Genomic DNA, 25,935 nt, shown 5'->3' with positions numbered 1-25,935 from the left:
CTCCTGCGCACAAGTAGCAGCTTTGAGGCTGTATTTGGCGAACCTAGCAATGGTAAGTTTGTGTGCTCGCGCCGTTGGCGACTCCCAAATGATTGATTCGGTCGATTCATTCTTGATGGGGCTTGTATGCGGAGATATCGATCGCCTGTTGTTTATCGCCCGATGCGAACAATCCGACGGGCGCTGCCTTAGGTACAAAGAAAAGCACGATGAGGCCGGACACGCCGAGCATCGCGCCAATCATTGCAAACCCAATGTAACGGCTTCCCGCCAGCTCGTTGGAGTATCCGATGATTAACGGACTGAGCAACCCGCCGATTGCGCCGGCGCTACTGATAAACGCGATGCCGCCGGACCGTACTTCATTTGGTAGCAAAACTGCGGGAATCGTCCATAGCACGGTTACTGCGGACCAGCAGCCTGCCGCAATAATCGATAACAATGCGACTGTAGTGATTACGCTATGGGCACCGAGGTTCAGCGCTGCCAGGCTGAAGGCGGCCGCCCAGATTACGATGCAGAAATGCCAGCGACGCTCCATGTGCCGATCCGAGCTCCTTCCAACCAGGTACATGCTGAGCGTTGATACAACGAAAGGCAGAGCACCAAGAAATCCAGTGCTTCTCATGCCGACTCCGAGTTCTCGGAGTAGCGTGGGTGCCCAGAGGGCGACTGTCTGCGTACCCGCTAATATCGAAAGATAGGCCAGTGCCAGCATATAGACCTTTGGATCGCGAAAAGTGTGCAGCAGCTTTGTCCGCATCGGGATGCTACCGCCATCGGGCGTCGCGGTGTCAATGGCAAGCTCTTCGAGCAGGTTCCTTTTCTCGTTTCCGGACAACCAGCGCGCATTCTCGGGACGATCAGTAATGAAGAAAAAGTAAACGATTCCTAGTACAACGGCGGGCAGAGCTTCGTAGACTAACAGCACCTGCCATCCTCGCAACCCGTGCAAACCGTCAAGACTCATCAACCAACCAGAGAGCGGATTTCCGACAACCCCTGCTAACGACGCACCCATCGCGAAGAGCGCTGTAATGCGACCGCGACGCGCTGCGGGAAACCAGTAACTCAGGTACAGGATGATGCCCGGAAAGAAGCCAGCCTCCGCCGCACCGAGCGCGAAGCGCATGATGTAGAACTGCGCAGGTGTTTTGACGAAAGCCGTCGCGGCGGATATCAGCCCCCAGAGGATCATGATCCTGGCTAGAGTTTTTCGGGCACCAATGTATTCGAGCAATAGATTGCTCGGAAGCTCCAACAGGAAATAGCCTGCGAAGAATAAGCCGGCGCCCACGCCGTAGATCGCATCACTAAACGACAGGTCCCGTACAAACCCCAGCTTCGCAAAACCGATGTTAACGCGGTCGATGTACGCAACAACGTAGCCAAGCGCCGCAAGCGGAACGACACGCAAACCGATACGACGATAGAGCTCGTCTCGACCTGGTTCCGTCCTGTTCGGACCAGCCAGATTCGAACTGGATTCAATCATCTGACTTATTGAGCCGGTCGTCGCCACGCCCCCAGGCGGGTGTTGGCTGTTCATCTGCTGTCTCCATGTATATGTTGGAAGACCATGATCGGGGATAGTCACCCGGTGTGTCCAATATCAATCACTGGCCTCTGTGATTGCATTTCGTTATCAAGCAAACAACGTGCGATACGTCATGCAGTGCTCGAAGCGAGTGATTAGATAAGGAACCACCAGTCGTGGTCCGTAGCGATCCATGAGGGGCAGCCCTGCAAGACGCCGACATGGAAAGCGTGTTTTCGTGTTTCATCGACCTACGCCCGGAATGACAGGCTTTATCTTCCGCCGTCTTAACCCCCGCGTTCTCCTGAGAAGGATGAATCAACGGCTCCAATTGCTCTGGTTAGCCTTTACATGTTGCACGATGAACTGCATCACGGCTCGCGTTGCGAGCGTCGGAAATCGATTGGGAGCGGTTAGAAGATAAGCAGCGTTGCCGACTCCCTGAGGTTCGTATTCCGTCAGAACCTCGGTGAGACAACCCTCACGAAGCGATTGCCATACCGCATAGCGCGGCAGTAGTGCGATCCCCAAGCCTTCAGCTACGGCGCTGATCAGAAATGGAAAGTCGCCGGATTGAATGCGAGGTGTAACACGCACAGCCGTCACGACTTTGTCGCGTCCGAGTTTAAGGTCGAAACTGCGGCCCAGGGCCGCGGGAGTGATCAGGGCGGAAGACTGTAAGTCCTTCCAGTTCGCGATGGGGCGGTCTTCTAAGTAGGACGGCGCTGCACAAATGCACCATTGGATATCACAAAGTTTGCGCGCGACGTAGTCATCGGGTGGCGTGGATGTGATCTTCAGGGCCACATCAACCTCTGCGGAGATTAGATCGGAGATATGATCAGTCAACATTACGCGGAGGGACACCTGAGGATGGGCTCGCGCGAAGTCCAGGAGAACCGGGGTCAGATAAATGTGGCCTAGTCCCGTCGGCAATCGGATTCGTACATCGCCAGCAATCGTGTTGCCGAGATTGTCGATCGAAGCGCGTGCGCTATCGAGTTCCTCAAGCATGCGTATGCAGTGCTGATAGAGCGTCCTTCCGGCTTCGGTCAGTTCCATTCGTCGTGTCGTACGGCGAACCAGTTGCGCCTTCATTGTGGTTTCGAGCGCTTTCAGTCGATGGGAGATGTTCGATCTGGTCGTGTGGGATCGTTCTGCGGCTACACTCAAGTTTGGGGCTTCGACGATTGTGACGAAGAGGCGAAGCAAATTGAGATCGAATTTATTGTCAACCATGATTCACCAGTAGGGGTACGTGCAGCCAGATTGTCTGGTCTCCGATAATTTCTTATCATTCTCCGCAGACATAGAAAATGTGGGAGACATCGAATGGGGCCCAATTCTACGCTGCCCCTTTCCGGGCTGCGCGCGCCAGTCGCAAGTCATGGTAAAGCCGCTCTCTATCGCACCGTGGCGCTTCGGCAGCAGGGCGCCGAAGTCAGTAAGACCGAGAATGGTCTACGTCTCATCCGGATGCGGGAGGGGCCATGGCGCACGCAATTTCCGGATGTTCTCTGCGCCGAACTGATCAGCGACGCGCTCGTCAAGAACTAAGGAGATTTTGTGATGCGTATTTCTGCGGAGCCGTACGGCTGTCTAAAGACTGCAGAGGTCAACGGACTGTCGATGGCCTATATCGATGAGGGAGTGGGAGACGCGATCGTTTTCCAGCACGGCAATCCCACGTCGTCGTACCTATGGCGTAACGTCATGCCTCATTGTGAGGGATTAGGACGTCTGATTGCCTGTGATCTGATTGGAATGGGAAATTCAGAAAAGCTACCGAACTCTGGGCCGGGAAGTTACCACTATCAGGAGCAGCGGGACTATCTGTTCGCGCTTTGGGATCGACTTGCGCTCGGGGATCGAATCATTCTGGTGCTGCACGATTGGGGTTCGGTACTCGGCTTCGACTGGGCTCGTCAGCATCCGGACCGCGTGGCGGGCATCGTCTATATGGAGGCAATCGTCGCACCATTTAGCTGGTCAAACTGGCCTGAGGCCCGCCGCAGTGCGTTCCGCATGTACCGCAGCGAGGAAGGTGAGAGGGTTGTTCTTCAGGACAACATGTTCATCGAATGGAATTTACCGCGCTCGATCAAGCGTCAGTTGACCGAGCAGGAAATGGACGCCTATCGGGAACCATTCGCCGTCACTGGTGAGGACCGCCGACCGACACTTTCATGGCCGCGGAACATTCCTATTGACGGCGAGCCGCCTCATGTCACCAGGATCGTGGAAGACTATGGTCAATGGCTAGCTCAAAGCAATATTCCAAAGCTATTTATCAACGCGGAGCCTGGGGTCATTTTGACCGAGGACCGTCGCGATTTTTGCAGGACCTGGCCCAACCAGACGGAGATCACTGTTGAGGGCCTGCACTTCATTCAGGAAGACAGTCCCCATACCATCGGCCACGCCACTGCAGAGTTCGCGCGCTCATTGCGGGCAGCGTGACAGGCGGCTCGGAGAACAAATTTCAGCCTTGACAGCACCGTCACTATGATCGGCCGCACTTTCGCGATTCAATCCCTGACCGGCGGGTCGCCGGAGGCCTCATGAAGATTGTGCCAGCCGAGGAAATCGATCCGTTTAAACAAACGGTCGCGACTTCGCTCGACACGGTGAAGAGGTTCGAGGCGTCGGGCGCCACGACCGTCGTGCGCCCTGCCACCAAGGAAAGTATCAAAGGACATGACTTCAATAGGTAGCTTCGACTATATCATCGTGGGTGCTGGATCGGCTGGGTGCGTACTGGCAAATCGCCTCAGTGCATCGGGCCGGCATCGCGTACTGCTGCTCGAGGCGGGCGGAAGAGACTCCAATCCCTGGATTCATATTCCATTAGGCTACGGAAAGCTTTTTAACAACGCTGAGGTCAATTGGAAGTTTCAGAGCGAGCCGCAGGCGTTCCTTGGCGATCGGATAGTCAATCTTCCGCGCGGAAAGGTTTTGGGGGGGTCGAGTTCGATCAATGGTCTAGTCTATATTCGCGGACAGCAGCAGGACTTTGATCATTGGCGCGAACTTGGGAATAGGGGTTGGAGCTATGAGGACGTCTTGCCCTATTTCAGGAAGGCAGAAGATCAAGAGCGAGGATCGGATTCTTATCACGGAGCCGGCGGACCTCTTCCAGTCTCGGACCCGTCCGAGCCTAATGATATCTGCGACGCGTTCATAGCTGCCGCAAAAGCTGCCGGACATCCGATAAATACCGATTTTAACGGTGCTACCCAAGAGGGGGCTGGGTACTTTCAGTCGACGTCGCGTCGCGGTCTGCGCGTAAGCTCGGCTGTTGCGTACCTTGAGCCAGCTAAGCGTCGCCCGAATCTAGCGGTGCTGACGAAGGCCCACGCGACCCGCCTCCTATTCGATGACAATCATAATGTCTGTGGTGTCGAATGGCTGCGCGACGGACAACATGAATGCGCAACCGCCGGCGGTGAGGTAATTTTGGCGGCGGGCGCGTTTGGGACACCTCAGCTTTTGCAACTCTCTGGACTAGGTCCCGGCGATCTCCTTAGGGAGCGCGGCATCGTGGTCCGTAAGCAACTCCGCGGCGTTGGAGCAAATCTACAGGACCACTACCAGGTTCGTCTCGTGGCTGGCGTCACGAAACCCATTACATTTAACGACGACATGCGGAACATCTTTCGCATGTCCCGGGTAGGATTGCGTTTTCTTCTGCGACGGAGGGGACCGTTGACCATCAGCGCCGGGTATGCCGGGGGCTTCTTCCGGACAGATAGTGGACTCGCGACCCCGGATATCCAGGTGCATTTGCTAAATTTTTCTTCAAGCAAATTAGGCGACAAGCTTGATCCTTTCTCTGCATTCACGCTTTCATCTTGTCAATTACGCCCTGAAAGCCGTGGTACCGTCATAATCCGTAGTGCCGATCCGCTCGAAGCCCCATTGATCAACCCCAATTATCTAGCTACTGAGACCGACCGGAGAGTCACGGTAGCGGGGGTTAAATTACTGCGTTCGATTGTACGGACATTTCCACTATGCGCACTCGTCGAGATGGAACGTGAGCCGGGAGTAGCCGTCAGTTCCGATGAAGACCTTCTGAACTACTGCCGCGAACGGGGCGGGTCGATACACCACGCCAGCTGTACTGCCAGAATGGGTTCCGGACCAGACGCCGTAGTCGATGAGCAACTGCGCGTTCACGGCGTCGGTCGATTGCGAATCGCGGATGGCTCCGTGATGCCCACCATCGTTTCCGGAAATACGCATGCTGCAATCGTCATGATCGGGGAGAAGGCCGCTGATCTGATTTTGCGCTCTGCAGCCTAAGCCTATCGGGATGAACCAGAATCGCTAGCAGGGAAGATAAACGCGGTAAATGACGACTACAAGGAAAGATGAACATGGAAGATGATGACTACAAGCTTCTGATAAATGGCAAACTTGTTCGAGGTGCGGCGACGATCGACGTGATTAATCCCGCGACGGAAGAACTACTTGCAATTGCGCCGCGCTCCGATCGAGATCAGCTCGAAGAAGCGATTGCCGCTGCCAAGGCGGCATTCCCCGCTTGGTCCGCGACTTTGATCCGGACGCGGGGCGCAATACTGAAGAGGCTCGCTGATGCTATCGAGGTTAAGCATGCAGAATTTTCTCGCCTGATCACGTTGGAGCAGGGCAAGCCTCTACTGCGGGCGATCGGAGAGATGAACGCAACTATCGGATTGTTGAGGTATTTCGCGGAAGCGGATTTGCCGATGAAGGTTCTCAAGGAGGACGACAAGCAGAAGATCGTTCAGCGAAATGTGCCGCTGGGTGTGGTCGCCGCGATCATGCCGTGGAACAATCCAATGCTGCTAATGATGATCAAGGTGGCTCCCGCTCTTCTGGCCGGGAACACTATGGTTTTGAAGCCAGCTCCTACCACGCCGCTAACCACGCTACGTTTTTGCGAGTTGTGCGCCAACATTCTTCCGCCAGGAGTCGTCAATGTCATCGTCGACCAGAACGATCTTGGCGGGGCTTTGACTACGCATCCGGATATCGCGAAAGTCGCCTTCACCGGGTCGACCGCGACGGGAAAGAAGGTGATGGAGGGGGCGTCCGGGACTCTCAAAAGACTTACGCTCGAACTTGGTGGGAATGATGCGGCAATCGTTCTTGACGACGTCGATGTCAAGACAGTTGCACCCAAGATTCTCGCCGCCGCGATGGGCAATTCAGGGCAGGTTTGCCTGGCTGCGAAAAGACTTTACGTTCATACGTCGCAATATGATGAAATGTGCGAAGAATTGGGCCGCCTCGCGACAGCTATGATCGTTGATGATGGCCTGAAGCAGGGAACGGAAATGGGGCCACTGCAGAACCGGGCTCAATATGAGAAGGTCAAAACTTTCCTCGGAGACGCAAAGCGCGACGGAAAGATTGTCGCCGGTGGTGACGCGCTGGACCGAAAGGGATACTTCATCGCTCCGACGATCGTGCGCGACCTCCCGGACGAATCGAGGCTGGTTCAGGAGGAGCAGTTTGGTCCGATTTTGCCTGTGTTGCGGTATGAGACCGTTGAGGACGCCATCGCGCGTGCTAACGATAGCGAGTACGGATTGGGCGGGACCGTTTGGGCGAGCAATCTCGATCGCGCGTTCGAGGTCGCTTCACAGATCCACACTGGTACAGTGTGGATCAACAAGCATCTCGATCTTCAGGCAGACATACCATTCGCAGGCTCGAAACAATCGGGAGTGGGTGCGGAATTCGGTCAGGAAGGCTTGGAGCAGTTCACGCAGCCCATGGTGATTAATATGGCGAAGTAGCAATCTGGCTGCAACTTCGATCAAGCCCTCTGCGTGCCGGACACTTCAACGCCGACTAGTTACCGGTCGATTAGTCTTGACGCAAATAGCGGTGGCGAACAGCAGACGTTGGCTTCGGCGTTGAATCATCGAGCTAAAAGAGAAGCTGTCCGCACAGTGCGCGCAACGGTATCTATGCGCGCTGTCTGAGCGGTGTGAAGCAGCTCAAGCGCTGCTTTCGTTTCTGGGCCTCACCGAGGTTGCCTCTCCAGGCTGGCTCATGGCATCGGGCCGGCCTGACAGGCAGGCTGTAGTCGATTGACCTGTGTTCCCACTAGCCTGTCCGACACAGTGTGTGCAGCTACTTAACTATCGGATCGCAGCCCGGATCATGGCGCGAGATCCAGGTTGCGACGAGCGTTCAGAAGAGGTGACGAATGCCGATCTGTGCGCCGGTTTCGCTCTGACCCGCGCTAGGTGTCAGGTACGATCCCGTCGTGATGCTTGCGCCCGCCATTCTGAACTGCGCCGTGTTGGAATTGTTTAACCTTGACACCACGGCGTACAGTCGCATCGTCTTTGAGAGGTCGTAGTTGATGATGCCACTGAACTCGCGTGCCGTATTGTTCAACGACGAACTATCCGTGATGAACGCGTATCCGGCACCTGCGGTTAAGAACGGACTGAAGCGGTAGTCGGCGGATAACGAGTAGGTGTTGTGATAATTTCCCGCGACATTGCCGACCGGACCGGCCGCCGGATTGTACTTTCCGGCAGGATTGGACAAGGCATTTCCGGTCGTGGCAGAAATGATGTCATTGGCCCTGACGAAGCTGAAATACATCTTCCCTCGGCCATAGTCGTAGTTTCCACCCGCCATGAATTCCTGGACACGGACGGCGTTCTTGGCGTTGGCTGCGTTCAGATATGCCAACGCAAGGTAGACCGGACCAACGTTCGATTGGACCGCGGCCTGGTAGACGGCATTTCCTGCCAGTGTTCCTGGCTGCCCCCCGACTGAATAGTGGAGCTCCAACTGGGAACCTGCGATTTTTTGGGAGATATACGCGATATCGTTATCGAGGCGGGCCTGAAAGTTGGCAAAATTGTTATAGCCGGACCCGTACGTTGCTGAGCCGAAAACGTCCATGTTGCCGCTCCAGACGAACATTGGCGTATTTTGATGGCCAAACCTAACTTCACCGTAAGGACCTGAAATACCCATCCATGCCTGCCTGTCGAAAAATCGGTAAGGATTTTGCAGGTTACCCGTACCTGGATCGAAGCCGCTTTCCAGGTCGACCGTGACGCGGTACCCGCCTCCAATATCCTCGATCCCCCGTATGCCCCAGCGGCTGGTGAGTTCCCCATTGCTTCCGAGCGCAGTCAGAGACGTATTTTTCCCACCGACCTTCGTGGACTGATAGCCCAGAAACTCGTCAAGCATCCCGTATAAGGTGACTGATGATTGTGCCTGAGCCTGTCCTGAAGATATCATTCCAAGGAAAGATATAATAAGCACTGCAATGTTACGTTGAATGAAATGTTTGCCTCGCTTCCTAAACGAGCCGTGGCTCGCAGCGCGTTTGAAATTGTTCACGACGATACCGACGATGCGACATAGTGGAACCTTGATGTGAGCATGCCAGTACCGCGAAGTTGCGGAGGAAGCTGCGTCTGTCAGCTGTTTCACAATGATTGTCTCCAAATATTATTAGGATTGCAAAATAATTAGTTCACAACGATAAGTAACTTGCGACCCTTGTTTCCTGTTGAGATGCTACTCTTGCGGGCGATAAAATACCCTAGGCTCTCCGTCGCTCAGCGAGCCAAAAATAGTCCGCGCCCTTGTCGATTTATGTAGCAGAATTTTGGTGAACAAGGGCGCTACGGAGTATTCCACCAACGAAGCGGCCATGTGCACCACCTGATCACACGGAGGGATACGGGGCGTCGATGGGTAGAGTACTCGACGAGCCGGACATCGCGACCCCGCCGATGGCGAGAAGCAGGGGATGGCGAAGGTGTAACCGTGCGTCCCGCGTCCATTAGATAGACGTCACGATTATTAGGAACCCAGGATCGCGCGCGCGTCAGGCATCATCGCGATGCGCGCCCGTTCGGTTCGAGCCAGTCAGGATCGAATCGGATTTGGTCGGCGGACTCATCAGGCCGATTGTCGTCACGTCCTTCGGCCGGTGTTGGCTGTTCATCTCTTGTCTCCACGTTCATGTTTTGGCGATCATGATCGAGGATAGTCGACGTGCATGTCCAATATAAATCACAGGCCTCTGTGATTTCATTTCGTTATCAAGCGAACGAGGTGCGATACCTCTAGCTTTGCGCACAGTGAGTGGCTAACAGCGATCAGTACAGCGGCAAGACCTGACGCCGGCAATCCAGTAGGCTTGATCGCCTTGCCGACAAGTTCGAGATGAAATTTTCGGCTCGGACTATCCGCGGCGGCCGGCCCAGAACCGATGGGAGAACAACAGTACCCTCCCACCTATACCACGCTTAAGCGCGGTACGAAGGGGGCGTCGTAGTGAGGCGCGGCAATGAGACCGATGACGCTTAGACGATTGTGACGAAGAGGCGAATAAAATGAAGATCGGGTTTATTGTCAACCATGATTCACCAGTAGAGGTACATGCAGCCGGATTGTTTGCTCTCCGATACTTCCCTATGATTCTCTGGAGACGAGAAAACATCGGAGACGTCAAATGGGAATCAATTCTACGTTGCCCTTTTCCGGGCTGCGCGTACTAGATTTAAGTCAGGGCATAGCCGGTCCCTATTGCGCTGAAATTCTTTGGCAGCAGGGCGCTGAAGTCATCAAGATTGATCCGCCCGAGGGCGATTGGAGCCGTAATATTGGTGTCGTTCGAGGCCGGCAAAGCGCGACGTCAGTGAGCTACAACGCAGGAAAGAAGGGAATTTGTCTCGACGCCCGCAAGGAAGCGGGCAGGCGCATCCTTCGCGAGCTGGCGATCCAGGCAGACGTCGTGATCCAGAATTTTCGCCCAGGTGTGGTGGAGAGATTGGGTATTGGCTTCGAGACTTTGACTGCCGAGCGTCCGGAATTAGTCTACGTTTCGATCAGTGGATACGGTCAGGACGGACCCTATTCGGATGCTCCGGCTTCGGACTCGGTCATCCAGGCCGATAGCGGCCTGATGTTCTCGAACCAGGATGCGGATCGAAATCCACGGCGCGTCGGGTTGTTGCTGGCGGACATATCAACAGGCTTGTATGCGGCGCAATCGACCGCAGCCGCTCTCTACGGTCGCCTCAAAAGCGGAGTTGGATCTCACGTTAGGATCAGCTTGTTTGAGGCCTGCGCGGCACTGCAATCCAACGACATCGCGACGCATTCAATTGCAGGCGAACGTCCAGCGGGTGCAGTCAGTGCACCCAATGGTGTCTTTGCAACCGCCGACGGCGTGTTATCGGTGCTTGCCTTGAACAATGACCAGTTCACGAGGCTCTGTCGCGCTCTGAATTTACCACATTGGCTTGAAGACCCACGTTTCAAAAGCAATGCTGATAGATTGATAAATCGCGACGTGCTTCATGCTGAATTGACCACTCTTTTGGCACAAGCCACAACTGCCATATGGACCGAACGTCTCAAAGCTGAAGATGTGCTTCACGCAGAGGTACGTGACTACGTCTCGCTGACCGCGCATCCGCAGGCTGAGCACTTAGGGCTCTTCAAAACCGTACGTCAGCCAGGAGTCGGCGACGTTCAGTTTGTGGGAGTTCCGGGCGTCGATAACCCGCGCGCGATGACCGCAGCGCCGGATATCGGCCAGCATTCTGTCGAGATTTTGCAAGCGGCGGGCTTACCGGACGACGAAATTAACTTGCTTCTCGAGACCGGTGTCGTTCGCCAGGCCGAGATCCCATCGGAGATAGTTTGACTATGCGTGCCCTTAGATGCAAAACCTACGGCTCGGTTGAAGACGTTAGGGTCGAAGACTGTGAGGAACCGGCGGCCCCAAATGCCAACGAGGTAACGATCCGGATAGAGTACGCCAGCGTCAGCCACGCGACAGGCTTGATGATTCAGGGACGGTATCAAACCAAGCCACAGCTTCCGTTCACGCCCGGTACGGAAGCAGTGGGCACCGTGGTGGCCTGCGGATCTCGCGTGACACGGCTAAAGATCGGAGATACCGTTGTCGCCGTGGCGGATTGGGGGTGCTTTGGTGAGCTTCTTACCCTAGACGAATGCACTGTCTATCCACTGCCCAGGGGCCTTCCGCCGTTGAAAGCCCTGCCTGTACCGATCTCCTACGGTACGGCCTATTGCGGCCTGCAATGGCGCTGTGGTCTTCAGCCTGGCGAAAACGTTCTCGTGCTAGGCGCAGGTGCCGGCGTGGGGTTAGCTGCGGTCGAACTCGCATCCTTGATGGGAGCCAACGTGATTGCTTGCGCCAGTACCGCGGCCAAGCGCGACGAAACTATCGCACGAGGCGCGCGACATGCTGTCGCGCCCGACGCTGAGCTGGCCGCCCAGGTCAAGAAACTTACTGGAGGGCGCGGCGTCGATATCGTCGTCGATCCGGTGGGCGGCGATCTTTCGGAGATGGCCATTCGCGCAACTGCCGCCAACGGCCGCTTTCTTAGCGTGGGATTTGCCAGTGGGAAGATGCCCCCGATTGCGCCGAATATCCTGCTCGTCAAAAACCTGACGTGGCATGGCTTCTTCTTTGGTCGCTACATAGGCTGGACGCCACGTGATGAACGCCATCAGCATGCCGGTGAACTGCAGCAAGTGATGCAGACGATGCTGACCTGGGCTAACGAAGAGCGCATCCGGCCTACCGTGTCGGCCGTTTTCCCGCTTGGCGAGTTGAAACAGGCGCTTGCGGCGATTGAAACGCGGCAGGTGATCGGCAAGGTTGCGCTTTCGATGTCGGACAAGGCTGCCTCATGAGACTGCATGCGTTCGCTGAGTTTTCGGCATCGGGAGGGGAATCATGACCGCGCGCACGAGCCCGCTGTCAGGCGTGCGCGTGGTGGATCTCAGCCGGGTTCTGGCGGGACCATGGTGCACGCAGAATCTGGCTGATCTTGGCGCCGACGTGATCAAGGTCGAACGCCCTGGTATCGGAGACGATACCCGCGGCTGGGGGCCACCGTATCTAAAGAACGCAGACGGCAGCGAGACGAGCGAGGCCGCGTACTATTTGAGTTGCAACCGAAACAAGCGGTCCATTGAGATTGACCTTTCAACGCAGGAAGGCGCTGATGTCGTCCGCAAGCTCGTCCTGATCAGTGACGTGCTCGTCGAGAACTACAAGGTGGGAGGGCTGAAGAAATATGGTCTCGACTACGACTCTCTGAAGAAAATCAATCCTAGGCTGATCTATTGCTCTCTCACAGGTTTTGGTCAGTTCGGACCTTATAGCCAAAGACCCGGCTACGACTTTGCTATCCAGGGGATGGGTGGCCTGATGAGCATTACGGGTGAACGCGATGATCTGCCGGGCGGCGGGCCACAAAAGGCCGGCATTGCGGTGACGGACATAGTCGCAGGTATGTATGCGTCTGTAGCCGTGTTGGGCGCTCTCGTCGAACGCCAACGAAGTGGTCTCGGCCAGCACCTCGATATCGCACTTCTGGACTCGCACGTTGCAATGCTATCCAACCAGAACTCGAACTTTTTTACTTCTGGAAAAGCTCCGCGCCGCGCTGGTAACGCTCATCAGAATGTCGTGCCATACCAGACATTTTCCGCTTCGGATGGACATTTGATTGTGGCCGTGGGCAACGATAGCCAATTTCGGGCTTACGCAACTGTTCTCGGAGTGCCTGAACTCGGTACCGACCCTCGCTTTGCCACCAACAGCGCACGGATCATCAACCGCATCGAACTCATCGAGCGCTTGACTTCGATTATGAAGGCCCGATCACGCGATGAATGGCTTAGCGATCTTGAGGCGGTCGGTGTACCTTGTGGTCCGATCAACGACATCTCGCAAGTTTTTGAGGATCCACAAGTCAAGGTACGGGGGCTTCGCCATGAAATCGCGCACCCACTGGGAGTGATGGCGCCGACCACCGCCAGCCCTTTACGGTTTTCGGAAACGCCTGTTCAATACCGGATGGCTCCTCCGGTACTCGGAGAGCATACGTGCGAAGTGCTCCGTGATCTGCTCCAGATGGATGATGCTGAAATCGAGCGGGTGAGAGCATCTGCCGACGCGGTCGGTAAGTAGCGTCTAAGGACTTGGCTATGACACGAAGGCCGCATTGACGGGGGTAGCTACTATTTCGCTACTGAGGTTGGGGCATTCATGGCGACCACGTTGTTTGCCACGAATCTGCTCGTGGTCGGTACACGCGAGGTAGCAATGTCAATAGGCTTGCTGCGATGGTTGAGAATCGGACTAATAGCTTGGGGTTTCTCAGCGCAAAGTTAGCATGGGTACATGCGATCACCCTAAGTCCACACTCTCTATTCATTTCTTCGGCTAGGGCATGTATGGGTCTAGTCATGACGCATGCTGTCGATGGTTTCAACGCAGAGGAGGTGAACGATTGTGCTTCGTTATCCTGCAGGATGCCTCATTGAACATTCATAATCTGGAGTATCTATGGCAGATGTAGTTGTTGCTGCATACACTCGGTCACCATTTCATCTGGCAAAAAAAGGAGCACTTGTCGGTGTGCGCCCGGACGACCTTGCCGCGCAAGTAGTTAGGGGTTTGATCGAGCGCACCCGTATCGATCCAGCGTTGATCGAGGACTTGGTCATGGGATGTTCGTACCCCTAGGCAGAGCAAGGTCTCAATATTGCGCGAATCGTAAGTTTTCTTGCGGGTATAGGGGAAACCGTCCCGGGTGCGACCATTAACCGGTTTTGTGGATCATCGATGTCAGCGGTACATTATGCGACCGGTCAGATCACGCTTGGCCTTGGTGATGCGTTCATTTGCGGCGGCGTAGAGTCGATGACCCGCGTGCCGCAAGGAGGGTTTAATAAATCACCAAATCCGACACTGCAAGCTGATCACGAGGAGGTCTATACCTCCATGGGAATGACCGCCGAGAATGTGGCCGCACGGTGCGGTATCAGTCGGCAGGAGCAGGAGGCTCTGGCGATTTCATCTCATTTGAAGGCTTCCGCGGCGCGGGAAGCCGGACGACTGAAAGATGAGATTGTCCCGATTCAAACGGCCGATGGATACGTAAGCGAGGACGGATGTATCCGGCCGGGCACGAATTCCCAGGGGCTATCTGCCCTGAAATCTGCGTTCAAGGAAGGTGGCTCCGTTACTGCGGGTACCTCGTCACCTCTGACCGATGGCGCGTCTGCCTTGCTAATTTGTAGCGCAGCGTTTGCGAAGCTGCACGGTCTACGACCCCTCGCAAAGATTAAATCCGCGGCGGTCGCGGCTGTTCCGCCTGAAGTCATGGGGCTCGGTCCGATCCCGGCGTCGCGCAAAGCACTCGCGCGTGCTGGCATTGACGCGGATGACCTCGATGTGGTTGAGATTAACGAGGCGTTCGCGAGTCAGGCTGTTGCCTGCATCCGAGAGCTAAAGCTTGACGAAAGGCGGATTAACCTCGACGGCGGCGGTATGGCGATAGGACATCCGCTTGGGGCGACAGGAGCTCGTTTGGTGGGTAAGGCTGCGTCCCTGCTGGCGCGGGAGGGCGGTCGGTACGCTCTTGCAACGCAGTGTATCGGTGGCGGGCAGGGTATCGCTACTGTCCTTGAGGCGATCTGAGTAAGTGTGATCCTACCGCCTATCTTCGCGCTAGCGCTCGCGCAAGTCACCCGGCGTCGGCATCAGTTTGGTTATTTGTTGGCACCGGGCCGGCATTACGTTCGGCGTGACACCATCTCGGCAAAGATGCGACACATAAAAAGCGGATGCGGTGGATGTTGTCGGACAGCCGTGGTTGGCAAAGTTGGACGGTCGCGCGGGAAACGTGCTCAGTTAATTGAGAACCACGGAAAGCAATGGACACGAACCCTCCAACGCAGCGACATACTCCAATGTAGGACCCCTTGGGAGTATTGGCGAGACAGCAACCCTTGAAGTCCACTAAGTTTACTCTGCCCTTTGGTGTTGACAGGAATGTCCATGCATTTTGTGAATGCGGTCTGGGCGGCTTCTTGAGTCGATCTTCATATGGAGCGGCGTGGAAGGGAGGCGCACTAGTTGGGTGCGCCATGAATTAGTACGTAGTCAGCTACTCGAGTGCGGTGGCGTATCTTGATCGTGAAGAACATTTTGATTACCTGACCAATGATGTGCGACGGTTGGCAGGGGCAGAAGCCAAAGTCGGTTCTTGATGTCATCGCGCATCGAGGCGACGCGCCCTGATACAGCAGGATAGAAAGATAAAGGATTTGAGTGCTATGCATATTGGCATACCCACGGAAAAGCGGGAGAACGAAAGGCGTGTGGCCGCGACGCCCGAAACGGTCAAGAAGTATGAGACCCAGGGCCACCGGGTCACGATCCAGAGCGGCGCCGGCACCGGCGCAAGCTTTCCTGACGAAGCTTTTACAGCCGCCGGCGCGGAAATTGTCGACGCGGCTACCGCTTTTGGGGCTGATCTGGTCCTCAAGGTCCAGTCGCCGACCGATGCCGAGTTGCCGCTTCTGAAGCGCGGCGCGACGCTGGTCGGCATGCTTGATCCGTTTAATACCGAAAACTCATCAAAGCTGGCGGCCGCGGGTGTCACCGCGTTCGCTCTGGAAGCCGCGCCTAGAACCACCCGCGCGCAGAGCCTTGACGTGCTGTCGTCGCAGGCGAACATCGCCGGGTACAAGGCGGTTTTATTGGCCGCCACGCTCTACCCGCGCTTCATGCCGATGCTGATGACCGCGGCCGGCACCGTGAAGGCCGCGCGCGTGCTGATTCTCGGCGCGGGTGTGGCCGGTCTGCAGGCCATCGCGACCGCCAAGCGCCTCGGCGCCGTGATCGAAGCCTCGGACGTGCGTCCGGCGGTGAAAGAGCAGATCGAATCGCTCGGCGCCAAATTTCTCGATGTCCCGTACGAAACCGATGAGGAACGCGAAGCCGCGCAGGGCGTCGGCGGCTACGCGCGGCCGATGCCGCCTTCCTGGCTTGCGCGTCAGTCGGCATTGGTCCACGAACGGGCGAAGCAGGCCGATGTGGTGATTTCCACCGCCTTGATCCCCGGCCGTGCGGCGCCGACGCTGATCTCGGTGGAGACCGTGCAGGCAATGAAACCCGGCTCCGTGCTGGTCGACCTCGCGGCAGGCCGCGGCGCCGAATACGAAGGCCGGCGCGGCGGCAACTGCCCGCTCACCGAAGCGGACCAGGTCGTCCTGAAGCATGGCGTGCAGATCGTCGGCTATACGAATCTGGCCTCGATGGTGCCCGCCGACGCGTCATCGCTCTACGCACGCAACCTGCTCGACTTCCTCAAGCTGATCATCACCAAGGAAGGCGCCCTGAACATCGATCTCGCAGACGACATCGTCGCGGCCACGCTGCTGGCCCGCGACGGCGAAGTCACGCGCAAGGCCTAGAGGAGAACGGCGATGGAAGTCATCAACCACACCGTCATCAACCTGATCATCTTCGTGCTGGCGATTTACGTCGGCTACCACGTCGTCTGGAACGTCACCCCCGCGCTGCACACGCCGCTGATGGCCGTGACCAACGCGATTTCGGCGATCGTGATCGTCGGCGCGATGCTTGCAGCAGGCCTTACCGTGGGCGACACCGGCAAGTTCTTCGGCACGCTGGCCGTCGCGCTCGCGGCGGTGAACGTGTTCGGCGGATTCCTGGTGACAAGGCGAATGCTGGAGATGTTCAGGAAGAAAGAGCCGAAGAAGCTCCCCGCAGCTGCCAAGGAGAACGCGTAATGAGTCTGAACGTCGTCACGCTGCTTTATCTGGTTGCGTCGGTCTGCTTCATCCAGGCGCTCAAGGGGCTGTCGAATCCGAAGACGGCGCGCACCGGCAACACCTTCGGCATGGTCGGGATGGCGATTGCGATCCTCACCACCATCGCGCTGATCGTCAAACAGGCGAATGCGCTCGGCTCGAACCTCGGGTTAGGGCTCGGCCTGCTGCTGGTCGCGCTGGTGATCGGCGGCGCGATCGGCGCGTTCGTCGCGGCGCGCGTCGAGATGACCAAGATGCCGGAACTGGTCGCGGCGATGCACTCGCTGATCGGTCTTGCGGCCGTGTGTATCGCGTATGCGGTGGTGTCGGAGCCGTCGGCCTTCGGGCTCGTCGATCCGGAGAATCCGGTGCCGGGTTTCCTGCCGTATGGCAATCGCGTTGAACTGTTCATCGGCACGTTCGTCGGCGCGATTACGTTCTCCGGTTCGGTGATCGCGTTCGGCAAGCTGTCGGGCAAGTACAAGTTCCGGCTGTTTCAGGGCGCACCGGTGGTCTATGCAGGGCAGCACCTGATCAACCTGTTCCTTGCGATCGGGATGCTCGGCTTCGGCGTGATCTTCTTCCTCACGCAATCGTGGCTGCCGTTCATCATCATGACGATCATCGCGTTCGTGCTCGGCGTGCTGATCATCATTCCGATTGGCGGCGCGGATATGCCGGTGGTCGTGTCGATGCTGAACTCGTACTCGGGCTGGGCGGCGGCGGGCATCGGCTTCTCGCTGAACAATCCGATGCTGATCATAGCGGGCTCGCTGGTGGGTTCGTCCGGTGCGATCCTGTCGTACATCATGTGCCGGGCGATGAACCGCTCGTTCTTCAACGTGATTCTCGGCGGCTTCGGTAACGAGGCGGGTGCGGCGGCAGCAGGTGGATCGGCGGAGCAGCGTCCGGTGAAATCCGGCTCTGCTGATGATGCTTCGTTCATGCTCGGCAATGCTGAAACCGTGGTGATCGTGCCGGGTTACGGGTTGGCCGTGGCTCGCGCCCAGCATGCGTTGAAGGAACTCACCGACAAGCTGGTGGAGAAGGGCATCGAGGTGAAGTACGCGATTCACCCGGTGGCCGGACGGATGCCGGGTCACATGAACGTGCTGCTCGCCGAAGCCGAAGTGCCGTACGACATGGTCTACGAAATGGACGACATCAACGGCGAGTTCGGTCAGGTCGACGTGGTGCTGGTGCTCGGTGCGAACGACGTGGTGAACCCGGCCGCGAAGAACGATCCGAAGTCGCCGATCGCGGGCATGCCGATCATCGAGGCGTACAAGGCGCGTACCGTCATCGTGAACAAGCGTTCGATGGCGGCGGGCTACGCCGGTCTCGACAACGATCTGTTCTATATGGACAAGACGATGATGGTGTTCGGCGATGCGAAGAAGGTGATCGAGGATATGGTAAAGGCGGTGGAATAACCCTCGACACCACGTACCGAAGCCCAGCCTGCGAAGTGGGCTTCGCCATTCTCCTCGCCATCGGTCAATCCGAAAGGTCAGTAAGCATATGAAGCTGTCTTTTGCGCAGAAACTCTGGTTACCCCTGATCCTGAGCCTGTTGTGTCTCGCTGGAATATCGATCTACAACGCTTGCCAGACGAGAGAAATGCGGCTGGACGAGCGCAAGGCGGATCTGGAACATGCGTCGGAGATCGCCCTGAGTATAGTCAAGACCTTTGGCAACCAGGCAGCCACCGGCGCCATGCCCATAGCGGAGGCCCAGCGGCGGGCTATGGATAGCATCCGGAACATACGGTATGGCGCGGACGGTTACTTCCAGATCGTCAATTCTCATCCGACGGTCCTGATGCACGGGGCTCGACCCGATTGGACTGGCAAGGACGTCAGCGACTACAAAGATCCGAGCGGCGTCTACGTCTTCAGGAATATCGTTATGCTCATCAAGCGCGACGGTAAGGGCTTTACCGCATATGCCAGTCCGAAGCCCGGGGCCACCGACGCTTCTCCGAAAATTGTCTATGCCGTGAGCTACCAGCCGTGGGACTGGATTCTCACGACGGGGCTCTATGTCGACGACCTCGATGCGGCATTCCACTCGACGCTGTATCAGAGCCTCGGAATCCTGCTGGTGCTGGCCGGTGCACTGTCTGCTGTCGTGGTGCTGCTTAACCGTGGCATCCTTCGCTCACTAGGCGGTGAGCCGTCCTATGCCGCCGAAATCGCCAACCAGATCGCCAGTAACGATCTGACTGCCGTGGTGAAGACGGCGCCGAACGACTGCTCGAGCCTGCTGTTTTCGATGAAGCGCATGCAGGAGCAGCTCACCCAGACCATCAACACAATCAGGGTTTCAGCCGACTCGATTGCCACCGCCACTCACCAGATTGCGGCCGGTAACCAGAACCTGTCGCAACGCACCGAAGAGCAGGCAGCGTCGCTCGAGGAAACGGCGTCCAGCATGGAGCAACTAACCTCGACCGTGATCCAGAATGCCGACAATGCCAGCCAGGCCAACCAGCTCGCCGCACAGGCCGCGCAGGTGGCGGAACAGGGTGGCGCCGTGGTGTCGCGCGTGGTGGAAACCATGGACGGCATCAACGCCAGTTCGGACAGGATCGCCAACATTGTCGGCCTCATCGAGGGCATCGCCTTCCAGACCAATATCCTCGCGCTGAATGCGGCCGTCGAGGCGGCGCGGGCAGGCGAGCAGGGGCGGGGGTTCGCGGTGGTGGCCTCCGAAGTGCGTTCGCTGGCGCAGCGCTCCTCGGCGGCAGCCAAAGAAATCAAGGAGCTGATTCACGATTCCGTGAAGCGGGTTCGGGCAGGCGCCGGCCATGTGCAGGAAGCCGGAACGAAGATGCGCGAGATCACTCACGAAATCAGACGAGTGACCGACATTATGAATGAAATTACTGCCGCATCGCAGGAGCAGAGCAAGGGCATCGGCCAGGTCAACCAGGCTGTCACGCAGATGGACGAAGTCACGCAGCAGAACGCTGCGCTGGTCGAACAGGCGGCGGCCGCCGCCAGTTCGCTCGAGTCGCAGGCGGCCGATCTGAAAGCGTCTGTTTCGATGTTCAGGCTGAACGCCTCACGCAACACCGGGATCAGCCGCCCTGTCGTGCCGACGCCCGCGACGGCGACTCTGGCGCGCCGCCCCCGCCAGCCCTGAGACGACTCGCCCACAGCTCGTTCGGGTGGCGCAAACCGTCAAGGCTGACGCATGGGACAGCTTTTAGAGGCTGTCCATATCACAGGCAACTGGCCGGCAGAGCAAACCACGTTTGTGCCCATCCGAACTCGGATTGCGGGAAGATTTTGATAGACATATGATTCTCCGTGTCAGAGGTATCGCGAGATCACGCTTAATATAGAAAACGTGGACCGGACGAATCAACGGTCGAAGATTCGTCATTGAAGAGATTTTCTAAACAATTCGCATATGAACGGCAAAATTGTTAGGCGTGGAGAGAGTTCCCAAGTGGCGTCGGGGAAGGTGGTGCCTGTGGCCAATGGAATGGTTGGGGGGCTATTGGAGCAGGATTACTATTTCGCCCTAAGTCGCGCAACGCGTTACGTTTCAAGACTCTACAATCAGCGCTTGGCGGGGGCTTCTGTCACCGTTGGTCAATTCGGCATACTTCTCCTGCTGCGAGAACATGGGCCGTTGACAATGGCTGGGCTAGGGAAATTTTTGGTCATGGAACGCACATCGCTACTGCGTGCCATCAAACCCTTAGTATCAGAGGGCCTAGTGGATCAGTCCAGCCATGCACACAACGGTGTACGCCGCATACTTGCACTGACTGATGCCGGACTTGAGAGGACAAAACAGGGTGAGGCATACGTGACGCCCGCACAGCTGGATCTTGAGAAGGTCTACGGCAGTTCAAGGGCCATGCGACTGCGGAAAGAATTGTTCTCTCTTACACGATAACGTCCCCGCGTTGCTGGTATCGCATCGAATCAATGTCTTGCCCGGTAGCGTGCGCGGCGGGGTGCTGACAGTCGAAATTCAGATAGGGCGAATTGGCGACGATGGCCACCCACCGTTGAAGTCAATGAGTGCCCCAGTAAGAAACCTTGCGTCTGTTGACGCTAGGAAACGGATTACGTCGCCAATTTCCTCTGGTCGACCGAGTCTCCCAGCTGGAACGGACTTCAATACGTAATCGCGTCCTTTGGCATCGTCGATAAAAACTGCTTTCGGGTAATAGGCCTCGCTGTACAGGAAGTTGGGAGATACAGCATTGACGGAGATTGCGTCAGGAGCGAGCTCTATCGCGAGTGACCTCACCAGCGCATTGGCAGCAGCTCTTGCCGCGTCAGGAACGCTTCCGCCGGCGATAGGTGCGTGCGTGCGGCATGATGTAACCAGCACGATGTTCCCGCCACCTTGTGATCTTAACAATGGAATCGCTGCCTGCAGCAGCGCGAACGGATAGATTACAAGGTATTCCAGCGTCCGCCTAAATTCGTCTAGACACACTGTTTCGGAGGAAGCCTGAACCGCAGGGTAATGATCGTTGCAAACGATCGTATCCAGCCTCCCGGCCAACTTCCACGTTTGGGCTACAAGCGTCGCCGGGTTATCTGCAAGAATAACCTCCGCACCAGGATGCGTTTGAAGGAACGCTGCCCTTGCTACGGTGTCGTCGAAGGCTTTGTCATGCACAACAACTCTAAACCCTGAACTGCTCAAGGCGGTCACAGCGGGTGGTCCGGCGTATCCGGCAGCATTCGTCACAAGCGCTGTTCGATTTTCATCCGGCATGGTGTTCGTCCATAAGGCTCGTTGAATCGTTATCTTATCTCCGCCTCGTCTGGTGCTGAGTGACGCTGTGGAAGTGACGCTCAATTCTTATGCAACGGTCCGGCAGTGCTTTGCGGAAACGGACGCGGTCCCTTACGTCTTCCGCGCGCGGCGTTTCCTCAGCCTTACCGCACCGCAGCTCCGGAGATATTACGGCAATCGCACGGTCCAGTTGTATCTGGCTCGCGTTGACGACTTCCTCCGCTACGCGCAGTTTCGAGATTGCGCTGCTTAAATCGAGCAACCTCTCTCAGGTCGCCTCTTTATGGCGGAGTAAGTATCGCATTCGCGGCCCCAAAGAAAGGGATCATTCAATGAGCAGTACATTTCCTACGCGAGAAACCAGAGGAAACCCTGCTCATCTTCCGTCGAGCCATACGCTGATATTAGTGACACAGTCTTGATAAAAGCGCTCGTAGTGACCGCGCGCGACATACCCAATATGAGGAGTGGCGAGCAGGTTTTCGGCATGGCGAAAGGGATGATCTAGTGGCAGAGGCTCGATATCGTAGACGTCGATCGCGGCCCCGGCGATCCGGTTATTGGCCAGCGCATGCAATAGCGCTGCCTCGACGACGAGCGGGCCGCGCGAGGTGTTTATGAGTCGAGCCGATGGTTTCATCAGCGCAAACTCCTTCGCGCCAATCAGTCCAATCGTACGCGAGCTCAACACCATGTGCACCGAAATGACGTCCGCGGTGCGCAACAATTCCTCCTTCGACACCAGCCGAACCCCGGCTGACGCAGCCACCTCTGATGTCAGGTTCTGGCTCCAGGCAATCACCTCCATGCCAAATGCAAGTCCGACCTTTGCGACGCCAGCCCCAACCCTTCCCAAGCCTAGAATGCCCAAGGTCTTCCCGACCAGATCGTCGCCAATGGTGTGCTGCCAACCGCCGGCGCGCACTGACGCAGCTCCGGACGAAACATGATGGACACTTGCGAGGATGAGGGCCCAGGTCAGTTCAATGGTCGGCGCAGAGGTATAGCCCGTGTGCGCGACGGTGATGTCGCGTTCCGCAGCGGCGGCCTGGTCTTGCGATGCATTCCTGGACGCAGTGGACACGATCAGCTTCAATTTTGGAAGGCGGTCGAGCAATGATCCCGACAATGAGGTCCGTTCGAGCATGATGCACACGACATCAAACGGCGCCAGCAGCTCAGCGACTGCGTCTTCTTCCACCGGGTGATCGCGGAATACGGTAACGTTGGCTCGATTGCTAACCTTGGACCAGTCGGCAAAAGTCGTCGCCACGCCGTGATAGTCGTCTAGGACGGCAACATTTACCGGGTCCAAGGATGTCGTCACTTCGCGTCTTCCTGAAAAATTTCTGCGAACATGCCGGATTAGTGATTCTCAGTGTGTGACATGGGCTTCTCGATTGCGTTGAAAAGTGCGAGGCAAGAAGCGATCCCGCCATACAAAATCAGAGAAATGCGATCAGGCCGCATTGGACAAATTGGGTTTGGACACGTTGACAAAGCGGTAAACCAGAAAACTGACCATACCAAAACCCACTGTGAAAATTGCGAACGCGAGTGATAACCGAACGTTCCAGTCGTGCACCGTGTGGAGAATGATCCCCATGAGTGCCACTCCCACCAAAGCGCCAATTTGACGGTTTGCGTTTAGAGCCGCCGCAGCGCTGCTCGAATAGGCTCGTCCGGCAATCTGCATAGCCGAAGTAGTCATGGCGGGTATAGCAACAGCGACAAGCAGAGACATGATAGTCACGCAGACCAACAGCAGCGGGTACGGCATATACAGTTGAGTAACCGTCACTATCAGCGCTATTAGCGCAGCAGCAGCAGAGAAAGCGAGCATGACCTTGTGCATTCCCAAACGAGCGGAAAAGCGCGCAGAGGAGAGATTTCCCACCGTAATTCCGACCATCATCGGCACGAGCTGCAGACCGGCCTGCAGGGCGTCTGCGCCACGCTTCTGCTGTAGATATAGGCTCAACAGGAAGATCAATCCGAACATGCCAAAGTTGAAAAGGAAGCCAATGATATTGATTGCTGCAAAGCTATGGGTCTCAAACAGTGCGCGCGGCAGCAGCGGATGGGCCCCCCTGCGTTCCCGCTGCACAAGCGCTATCGTTGTCACAATCGTGACAACTGCAGCGGAAATCACCGGCACAGAAACCCAGCCAAAGTTTGGCCCTTCGATCAGAAAGAAACTCAAAGCCCCTAGGATGAGCACGCCAAGTCCGTGGCTGATCAGTGAAAGCGGGCGTTCGTGCTTGGGCGTGGCAGGGATTAAGAATTGAGTCATTGCGATCCCGAGCACGCCAATCGGTAAATTGATCAGAAACACGCTTCGCCAGCCGAATTGATGAACCAGTACACCACCGATCAGCGGTCCGACAGCCGTTGATGCACCGACCATAGCTGACCAGATGCCAAACATCTTTATGCGCGTACGTTCATCTTCAAAGGCATGGGTGAGTAAGCTGAGCGAGCTCGGCATGAACATCGCCGCACCGAAGCCCTGCAGCAATCGTGCGCCGACAAGAACATGGCCACTCGGCGCGGTTCCACATAAGGCTGAACTCAGCAAGAAAACCGTCAACCCGGTCTGATAGACACTTTTTGGTCCGAAGCGGTCGGCTAGAGCGCCTCCTGCCAGCAGCAGAGCTGCGAAGGTTAGGGTGTAACCATCGACGACCCACACCAAACCAGTTAGCGGGACTGAAAGATTGAGAGAGATGTCGGGCAGGGCGACGTTGACTGCGGTTACATCGATCATTGCCATCACGAATCCGATCGCCAGTGTCAGCAGAACGAGCAGGCTACGTTCCGCTTTCGGGGCAATCGGCTTGTCAATCGCAGCATTCATTGTTGCAGCTCCATTTAGAGAGATTGGCTATCTAGAGAGATTGGCTATCGTCTCGTGGTTCTCGTTGAACAGCGTTGCTGACGCTTCCAACACGAAAGGTGATTCTTCTGCCCGACCGTCTTTGCCACGTCATTCTCCTTCGATAGTCGGCCAGATCAAGCAACAAACAATATCTGGCTCAACCCGGTCAGCGAGGGGTTCGGTTGTCGCTGCACCCAATCGCATTACGTCTCTGGAGCAGGTTTAACCGGGGCAGCGAGAATCAATGTCGCTCCGATGATCGGGAGGCAGGTATTGCTCACTTTATTCGCCGTCGCCAGCACCAACGCATCTTTCGACGCGAAACGGATGTAGACGGCACCTTGGGTGAAGCCCGCAACCTTCGGAAGCTCCGTCAGCCCCACCGCGTCGACGCGGCGCTCGAGGAAGATCTTCTCCTCAGCGGTAGTGAGCGACCGCCGATTATGAAAGTCTTGCCGTCATGAGATGCCAGCGAACTGCTCTCCTCTCCTGCGCTTTACGTTCTGCCATTCTGGCACAAAACAATTGTGAATGCCATTGACGTTATAGAAGTATCGACATCGTCTTTGAGGGCGTCGTTGGTCTAGGCTAGGTGCCGCTACCTCTTTTCGTGGCGTGTAGAAGCCTATCTGGTCGGCCACAAAACCGAATGCATCTAGGGGAAGCCGTCGAGCGCCTCGTCTCAGGTTGCGGGCGGCATAGTCGAGGTCGCGCGCCTTCGCTGTTGCCGTCAAAGATATGGTGAATGGATATTCGTATGACGATGGCAATCGGAATCCATATCAACGGGACGCGGTTGAAGCAATGGATGGGCAAGGAGTCCTTGCGTCACTGCTATGAGGTCGGAATCTACAGACGCCTGCAGATATCTGGGGATGAAATGATGCTTGACACCTCACGACGATGTGGTTAAATGTCAATTGTGAATGCAATTGTGATGGTTCATTTGCCAGGTGGGCCAGCCATCTAACTGAGGAAAAAGGAGTGCTTGATGCCGCTTACTAAGAGGCCAGTTCAAAAACCCCTGAGGGGGCTGTTTACTTTCTCGGCAAGCTGTTAACCTTGGATGTCTGAACAACGGAACCCAAGGGATGGAAGC

General features: G+C 56.6%; 20 protein-coding genes and 1 pseudogene. 14 read left to right on the top strand and 7 right to left on the bottom strand.

The genetic code is table 11. From position 1 onward, the window contains the following. Nucleotides 1-106 precede the first annotated feature (106 nt). The gene (locus P3T25_RS43275; protein ID WP_429363457.1) at nt 107-1,549 is read right to left on the bottom strand and encodes an MFS transporter; all 1,443 of its coding nucleotides are present in this window, start codon (nt 1,547-1,549) and stop codon (nt 107-109) included. A 306-nt stretch (nt 1,550-1,855) separates the two neighbouring features. Further along, the gene (locus P3T25_RS43270; RefSeq protein WP_429363455.1) at nt 1,856-2,776 is read right to left on the bottom strand and encodes a LysR family transcriptional regulator; all 921 of its coding nucleotides are present in this window, start codon (nt 2,774-2,776) and stop codon (nt 1,856-1,858) included. Nucleotides 2,777-2,869: 93 nt separating this feature from the next. On the opposite strand from P3T25_RS43270, the gene P3T25_RS43265 reads away from it, so the two are divergent. The 5 genes from P3T25_RS43265 to P3T25_RS43245 all read left to right on the top strand — a co-directional run bounded on the left by P3T25_RS43265 (nt 2,870) and on the right by P3T25_RS43245 (nt 7,326). Next, nucleotides 2,870-3,094, top strand: coding sequence for a hypothetical protein (locus tag P3T25_RS43265; protein WP_429363453.1), 225 nt, complete (start codon nt 2,870-2,872; stop codon nt 3,092-3,094). A gap of 12 nt (nt 3,095-3,106) precedes the next feature. Beyond that, entirely contained in the window at nt 3,107-3,997 is an 891-nt protein-coding gene (locus tag P3T25_RS43260; RefSeq protein ID WP_429363451.1) for a haloalkane dehalogenase, read from the top strand. 101 nt (nt 3,998-4,098) lie between these two features. Then, nucleotides 4,099-4,251: a hypothetical protein gene (locus tag P3T25_RS43255; RefSeq protein WP_429363449.1), complete on the top strand. Its 153-nt coding sequence runs from the start codon at nt 4,099-4,101 to the stop codon at nt 4,249-4,251. Next, nucleotides 4,235-5,842 (top strand): GMC family oxidoreductase, encoded by a 1,608-nt coding sequence (locus P3T25_RS43250; RefSeq protein ID WP_429363447.1) that lies wholly within the window; start codon nt 4,235-4,237, stop codon nt 5,840-5,842. The genes P3T25_RS43255 and P3T25_RS43250 overlap by 17 nt, the downstream gene beginning before the upstream one ends. Nucleotides 5,843-5,916: 74 nt before the next feature. Further along, nucleotides 5,917-7,326: an aldehyde dehydrogenase family protein gene (locus P3T25_RS43245; protein WP_429363445.1), complete on the top strand. Its 1,410-nt coding sequence runs from the start codon at nt 5,917-5,919 to the stop codon at nt 7,324-7,326. Nucleotides 7,327-7,726: 400 nt separating this feature from the next. Here the strand turns inward: P3T25_RS43245 and P3T25_RS43240 are convergent, their stop codons facing one another. Then, complete coding sequence (locus P3T25_RS43240; protein ID WP_429363443.1) at nt 7,727-8,998, bottom strand: porin; 1,272 nt, start codon at nt 8,996-8,998, stop codon at nt 7,727-7,729. A gap of 1,030 nt (nt 8,999-10,028) precedes the next feature. On the opposite strand from P3T25_RS43240, the gene P3T25_RS43235 reads away from it, so the two are divergent. The 9 genes and pseudogenes from P3T25_RS43235 (at nt 10,029) to P3T25_RS43195 (ending at nt 21,100) form a co-directional block, all read left to right on the top strand. Then, nucleotides 10,029-11,228, top strand: coding sequence for a CaiB/BaiF CoA transferase family protein (locus P3T25_RS43235; RefSeq protein ID WP_429363441.1), 1,200 nt, complete (start codon nt 10,029-10,031; stop codon nt 11,226-11,228). A 2-nt stretch (nt 11,229-11,230) separates the two neighbouring features. Then, the gene (locus P3T25_RS43230; protein ID WP_429363439.1) at nt 11,231-12,247 is read left to right on the top strand and encodes an NADPH:quinone oxidoreductase family protein; all 1,017 of its coding nucleotides are present in this window, start codon (nt 11,231-11,233) and stop codon (nt 12,245-12,247) included. Nucleotides 12,248-12,290: 43 nt separating this feature from the next. Continuing rightward, entirely contained in the window at nt 12,291-13,532 is a 1,242-nt protein-coding gene (locus P3T25_RS43225) for a CaiB/BaiF CoA transferase family protein (protein ID WP_429363437.1), read from the top strand. Nucleotides 13,533-13,910: 378 nt separating this feature from the next. Continuing rightward, nucleotides 13,911-15,047: pseudogene (locus tag P3T25_RS43220) on the top strand (thiolase family protein). Nucleotides 15,048-15,685: 638 nt separating this feature from the next. After that, complete coding sequence (locus P3T25_RS43215) at nt 15,686-16,828, top strand: Re/Si-specific NAD(P)(+) transhydrogenase subunit alpha (protein WP_429363435.1); 1,143 nt, start codon at nt 15,686-15,688, stop codon at nt 16,826-16,828. A gap of 12 nt (nt 16,829-16,840) precedes the next feature. After that, on the top strand, nt 16,841-17,167 hold the full coding sequence (locus P3T25_RS43210) for an NAD(P) transhydrogenase subunit alpha (protein WP_097391320.1): 327 nt from the start codon (nt 16,841-16,843) through the stop codon (nt 17,165-17,167). Further along, nucleotides 17,167-18,621, top strand: coding sequence for an NAD(P)(+) transhydrogenase (Re/Si-specific) subunit beta (locus P3T25_RS43205; RefSeq protein ID WP_266261558.1), 1,455 nt, complete (start codon nt 17,167-17,169; stop codon nt 18,619-18,621). Before P3T25_RS43210 ends, P3T25_RS43205 begins: the two co-directional genes overlap by 1 nt. Before the next feature lie 88 nt (nt 18,622-18,709). After that, nucleotides 18,710-20,335, top strand: coding sequence for a methyl-accepting chemotaxis protein (locus P3T25_RS43200; protein ID WP_429363433.1), 1,626 nt, complete (start codon nt 18,710-18,712; stop codon nt 20,333-20,335). Between the two features lie 270 nt (nt 20,336-20,605). Then, nucleotides 20,606-21,100, top strand: a complete 495-nt coding sequence (locus P3T25_RS43195; protein WP_429363431.1) for a MarR family winged helix-turn-helix transcriptional regulator — start codon at nt 20,606-20,608, stop codon at nt 21,098-21,100. A gap of 78 nt (nt 21,101-21,178) precedes the next feature. Here P3T25_RS43195 and P3T25_RS43190 read toward each other — a convergent pair whose 3' ends face one another. The 4 genes from P3T25_RS43190 to P3T25_RS43175 form a co-directional block, all read right to left on the bottom strand. Continuing rightward, a complete protein-coding gene (locus tag P3T25_RS43190) occupies nt 21,179-21,937 on the bottom strand; it encodes an SDR family oxidoreductase (RefSeq protein ID WP_429363429.1) in 759 nt (252 codons plus the stop codon). 397 nt (nt 21,938-22,334) lie between these two features. Then, nucleotides 22,335-23,285: a D-2-hydroxyacid dehydrogenase family protein gene (locus tag P3T25_RS43185; protein ID WP_429363427.1), complete on the bottom strand. Its 951-nt coding sequence runs from the start codon at nt 23,283-23,285 to the stop codon at nt 22,335-22,337. Between the two features lie 132 nt (nt 23,286-23,417). After that, the gene (locus P3T25_RS43180) at nt 23,418-24,815 is read right to left on the bottom strand and encodes an MFS transporter (protein WP_429363425.1); all 1,398 of its coding nucleotides are present in this window, start codon (nt 24,813-24,815) and stop codon (nt 23,418-23,420) included. Nucleotides 24,816-25,039: 224 nt separating this feature from the next. After that, entirely contained in the window at nt 25,040-25,246 is a 207-nt protein-coding gene (locus P3T25_RS43175) for a TetR family transcriptional regulator (RefSeq protein ID WP_429363513.1), read from the bottom strand. Nucleotides 25,247-25,935: the final 689 nt, after the last annotated feature.

Source organism: Paraburkholderia sp. GAS32 (genome assembly GCF_050434225.1).
In the GTDB taxonomy this organism is placed as follows: domain Bacteria; phylum Pseudomonadota; class Gammaproteobacteria; order Burkholderiales; family Burkholderiaceae; genus Paraburkholderia; species Paraburkholderia madseniana.
Note: the sequence above shows the minus strand (reverse complement) of the source record. Positions and strands in the feature narration are given on the sequence as shown.

Excerpts from the sequence above, each read along its gene's own strand:
- P3T25_RS43275 (WP_429363457.1), bottom strand. The coding sequence starts at position 1,549 with ATGAACAGCCAACACCCGCCTGGGGGCGTGGCGACGACCGGCTCAATA.
- P3T25_RS43270 (WP_429363455.1), bottom strand. The coding sequence starts at position 2,776 with ATGGTTGACAATAAATTCGATCTCAATTTGCTTCGCCTCTTCGTCACA.
- P3T25_RS43265 (WP_429363453.1), top strand. The coding sequence starts at position 2,870 with ATGGGGCCCAATTCTACGCTGCCCCTTTCCGGGCTGCGCGCGCCAGTC.
- P3T25_RS43260 (WP_429363451.1), top strand. The coding sequence starts at position 3,107 with ATGCGTATTTCTGCGGAGCCGTACGGCTGTCTAAAGACTGCAGAGGTC.
- P3T25_RS43255 (WP_429363449.1), top strand. The coding sequence starts at position 4,099 with ATGAAGATTGTGCCAGCCGAGGAAATCGATCCGTTTAAACAAACGGTC.
- P3T25_RS43250 (WP_429363447.1), top strand. The coding sequence starts at position 4,235 with ATGACTTCAATAGGTAGCTTCGACTATATCATCGTGGGTGCTGGATCG.
- P3T25_RS43245 (WP_429363445.1), top strand. The coding sequence starts at position 5,917 with ATGGAAGATGATGACTACAAGCTTCTGATAAATGGCAAACTTGTTCGA.
- P3T25_RS43235 (WP_429363441.1), top strand. The coding sequence starts at position 10,029 with ATGGGAATCAATTCTACGTTGCCCTTTTCCGGGCTGCGCGTACTAGAT.
- P3T25_RS43230 (WP_429363439.1), top strand. The coding sequence starts at position 11,231 with ATGCGTGCCCTTAGATGCAAAACCTACGGCTCGGTTGAAGACGTTAGG.
- P3T25_RS43225 (WP_429363437.1), top strand. The coding sequence starts at position 12,291 with ATGACCGCGCGCACGAGCCCGCTGTCAGGCGTGCGCGTGGTGGATCTC.
- P3T25_RS43215 (WP_429363435.1), top strand. The coding sequence starts at position 15,686 with ATGCATATTGGCATACCCACGGAAAAGCGGGAGAACGAAAGGCGTGTG.
- P3T25_RS43210 (WP_097391320.1), top strand. The coding sequence starts at position 16,841 with ATGGAAGTCATCAACCACACCGTCATCAACCTGATCATCTTCGTGCTG.
- P3T25_RS43205 (WP_266261558.1), top strand. The coding sequence starts at position 17,167 with ATGAGTCTGAACGTCGTCACGCTGCTTTATCTGGTTGCGTCGGTCTGC.
- P3T25_RS43200 (WP_429363433.1), top strand. The coding sequence starts at position 18,710 with ATGAAGCTGTCTTTTGCGCAGAAACTCTGGTTACCCCTGATCCTGAGC.
- P3T25_RS43195 (WP_429363431.1), top strand. The coding sequence starts at position 20,606 with ATGAACGGCAAAATTGTTAGGCGTGGAGAGAGTTCCCAAGTGGCGTCG.
- P3T25_RS43190 (WP_429363429.1), bottom strand. The coding sequence starts at position 21,937 with ATGCCGGATGAAAATCGAACAGCGCTTGTGACGAATGCTGCCGGATAC.
- P3T25_RS43180 (WP_429363425.1), bottom strand. The coding sequence starts at position 24,815 with ATGAATGCTGCGATTGACAAGCCGATTGCCCCGAAAGCGGAACGTAGC.